Origin of the sequence: Fructobacillus ficulneus (assembly GCF_001047075.2) — a bacterium.
Taxonomy (GTDB): Bacteria; Bacillota; Bacilli; order Lactobacillales; family Lactobacillaceae; genus Fructobacillus; species Fructobacillus ficulneus.
In genome coordinates, this window is record NZ_DF967991.1 from 87,373 (window position 1) to 91,146 (window position 3,774).

3 protein-coding genes are annotated in these 3,774 nt (G+C 51.4%); all 3 read right to left on the reverse strand.

What is annotated here, in order from left to right; translation table 11 throughout:
* A partial coding sequence (locus AOQ29_RS07855) for an amidophosphoribosyltransferase (RefSeq protein ID WP_083989221.1) occupies positions 1–993 on the reverse strand: 993 nt, incomplete at its 3' end.
* 14 nt (positions 994–1,007) lie between these two features.
* The gene (gene purL, locus AOQ29_RS02140) at positions 1,008–3,251 is read right to left on the reverse strand and encodes a phosphoribosylformylglycinamidine synthase subunit PurL (RefSeq protein ID WP_061992906.1); all 2,244 of its coding nucleotides are present in this window, start codon (positions 3,249–3,251) and stop codon (positions 1,008–1,010) included.
* A 26-nt stretch (positions 3,252–3,277) separates the two neighbouring features.
* A partial coding sequence (gene purQ, locus AOQ29_RS02145) for a phosphoribosylformylglycinamidine synthase subunit PurQ (RefSeq protein ID WP_083989223.1) occupies positions 3,278–3,774 on the reverse strand: 497 nt, incomplete at its 5' end.

The window sequence follows — 3,774 nt, forward strand, 5'->3', positions numbered from 1 at the left end:
GTATTGATTTTTCACCAAGCCCATTTCATTGGGCAGGCAGGCTGCTTCTGAATAACCACTTGCGGCCGACAAACTCGAGTTGGGTACACCAACAACAATGTCGGCTCCCGGAACTGGTTGTTCTTGGGCCAACAATGCCCCCATCCGCTTCCGGGCCTGGTGAACGTTAATTCCGTGAATGTCGGAATCAGGTCGGGCAAAATAAACATATTCCATCACGTCGACGTTCAAGGTCGCCTTATCCGTGTAGTGGGTGATTTGCATCCCGTCCTTGTCAATCCGGATTAGTTCACCGGGTTGGACATCGCGGACGTACTTAGCACCGACAACGTGCAAGGCTGCTGTTTCCGAAGTCACAACGTAGCTGCCGTCATCTGGCATCTGGCCGACCACAAAGGGGCGGAAACCATGCGGGTCAAGCATGGCGTAAAGGGCGTGAGGTGTCAAAAGCAAGAAGGCAAAGCCCCCGCGCAGTTGGTTCAAGGCGTCTTTAATTTTTTCGTCAAAGGTTGTGGCCTTTGACCGACGAATCAAATGTAAGATAATTTCAGAATCGGAGGAAGACTGGAAAATTGCACCGTCTTCTTCCAGTTGATTCCGCAACGTTTGGGCGTTGGTCAAGTTCCCATTGTGGGCCAAGGCTAATTGCATATCATGGAAGTTAGCCATCAGGGGTTGGATATTTTCAATCCCATGGGCGCCGGCAGTGGCATAGCGGAGGTGACCAATCGCGGCGTGGCCTTGCAAGGCTTCGAGGCGGCGGGGATCACCGAAGACGTCGGCCACCAGGCCAATCCCCCGTTCCTGCCAGAGGTGACCATTATTGTTGGCCACAATTCCGGCTCCTTCTTGACCACGGTGTTGCAAGGCATGGAGGCCATAATAAGTTAAGTTGGCAGCCGTTTCCCGGCCCCAAACACCAAAAATTCCACATTCTTCATTTAGAGATGAGTAGGCGGCTTGTCCCGTTACTTCATTAACATATTGATCCATGATTGTCCTTACTCCTATTCCGCCATCAGTTGCGGAATTGCGTTTTGATAACGGTCTTTGGCCTGGGCAGTTGCCAGGTCAATTTGGCCATCAGTAGCAGTAATTTTAATAGTTTGGTCAGCTGTAACTGTTCCCAATTCAACCACCCGGGCTTGATTTTCAGCAATGATTTCCTCAAAGGCGGCGACGTTTTCGGCGGCGACAGAAAGGATAAAGCGACCGGATGTTTCAGAGAATAATTGGGCAGCTGATCCAGCAAAGTTAACGTCCAGACCCAAGTCCTTAGTAAAGGTTGCTTCGGCCAAGGCGACGGCTAATCCACCCTCGCTCAAGTCATGAGCACTTTGGACCAAACCAGCTTGGATGGCAGCCAAGACAAAGCCTTGGTTATTCATTTCGGCTGCTTGGTCAAAATCAAAGAGCTGACCGGCAATCGTTCCGGTTTGCATCTTTTGGATTTCACTCCCGTTGAAGCTATCGGCTGTTTGGCCAACTAGGTAAACCTTGTCACCAGCGGCTTGGAAGTTAGCCCGGGTAATGTTTTGGTTGTCTTCAATCAACCCAACCATGCCGACCATGGCCGTTGGCATAATCGCTTGGTTATCGGTTTCGTTGTAGAGACTAACATTTCCAGAAATCACCGGGGTATTCAAAGCCTTAGCCATTTCGGTAATCCCTTCCACGGCTTGGTGGAGTTCGTAATAAACTTCGGGGTTATCGGGTGAACCAAAGTTCAAGCAATCCGTCATTCCGATTGGCAAGGCCCCGGTCGCAACCAGGTTCCGTCCAGCTTCGGCGACGGCCATTTGGCCCCCAACGCGGGGGTTCAAGTAGGCAAAGCGGCTGTTCACATCAGTCGTCATTGCCAAAGCCTTCTTGGTGCCACGGATACGGCTAACGCCGGCATCGCCACCGGGCTTAATTACTGTATCGGCCCGGACTTGAGAGTCAAAGTGACGGAAGAGTGAGGCCTTAGAAGCAATGGTTGGTTGAGCCAACAAGTCGGCCAAGACGGCGCTTGGGTCGTCAACAACCGGTTGGTACTGGGCGGCATCCGCTTCCTTAATCCGGCTTGGTTCAACTTGGTCCAACTGTGGTTCCGGTGCATTTGTTAGGAAATCAATATCGACATCGGCGACCGTTTCACCCTGGAAGTTCAACCGGTAGCGGCCATCATCGGTAACTTGGCCGATGGCGACGGCATCCAAACCAGCTTTGGCAAAGAGGTCAATCACGGGTTGTTCTTGACCCTTTTGGACAACTAAGAGCATCCGTTCTTGCGATTCTGACAACATCAATTCGTATGGTGTCAACGCCGCTTCACGTTGTGGGACCAAGTCCAGGTCCAATTCAATTCCCGTTCCGGCCTTCGAAGCCATTTCGGAACTTGAAGACAAGAGACCAGCGGCCCCCATGTCCTGGATACCGATAATGTTTTGACCATATTGGCGGATGGCGTCAATGGTGGCGTCCATTACCAACTTTTCCAAGAAGGGGTCACCGACTTGGACAGCTGACCGGTCAGATTCTTCCGTTGAAGAAAATTCCGCTGAGGCAAAACTAGCTCCGTTAATCCCGTCACGACCGGTCTTAGCACCGACGTAAATAATGGTATTACCGGTTCCCTTGGCTTGACCAACCTGCATTTCAGCCTGGTTAACCAAACCGACTGACATGACGTTGACCAGTGGGTTGCCGGCGTATGTATCGTCAAAACCAATTTCCCCACCGAGGTTGGGAATCCCAATCGCGTTTCCGTAACCAGCAATCCCGGCAATCACGCCATCGACTAAGTTCCGAGTTTTCGCTGAAGTTAATTCACCAAAACGGAGTGAATCCAAGACGGCAATTGGTTGGGCCCCCATCGAAAAGATATCGCGGAGAATCCCACCAACACCAGTAGCAGCACCTTCATAAGGTTCAACGAAGGATGGGTGGTTATGACTTTCGGCCTTGAAGACCACCGCTTGACCATCCCCAATATCTAAAATCCCGGCCCCTTCACCTGGTCCCTGCAAGACCCGGTCATTCTTTGACCAAAACTTGCGCAAAGCGGGCTTTGATTTTTTATAAGAACAATGTTCAGACCACATTCCCGAAAAAATTCCGGTTTCGGTGTAGTTCGGACGGCGGCCCATCTGCTTCACGATCAAATCGTATTCGTGGTCAGTCAAACCCCAGTCGGCGTAAATTCGGTCGGCTGCGATTTGGTCAGGGCTTGGTTCGTGGGCCATTAGGTTGATATTCTCGGTCGTCATTTAACTTCTCCTTTAAAATGACTGGGTTAGGCGCGGGTTTGTTGGCTAGCGAGGAGGCTTTCAAAGAAGGCCCGGCCGCTATCGTTGCCGGTCAAAGCTTCAACGGCTCGTTCCGGATGAGGCATCATTCCAAAGACATTGCCGGCCTTATTCATAATCCCGGCGATTTGGTGGGCTGACCCGTTGACGTTTTCTTGGTAACGGAAAATGATTTGGCCGTTATCCTCTAATTCTTGGAGGGTCGCTTCGTCCGCTAAGTAGTTCCCTTCACCGTGGGCAATTGGCACCTTGATGACATCGTCGTGGTTTAGGGCCTGAGAAAAGGCTGACTGGTCATTCTCGACCACCAAATTAACCTCGTCGCAGATGAAGCCCGGTTGCTCGTTGACCAAGAGTTGTCCTGGCAAAAGGCCGGCTTCAGTCAAAATTTGAAAACCATTACAAATGCCAATCACTAATTGGCCATTGTCGGCTGCCACTTTAACGGCATCCATGGCTGGGGAGAACTTGGCCACGGCGCCAG

Excerpts from the sequence above, each read along its gene's own strand:
- purL (WP_061992906.1), bottom strand. The coding sequence starts at position 3,251 with ATGACGACCGAGAATATCAACCTAATGGCCCACGAACCAAGCCCTGAC.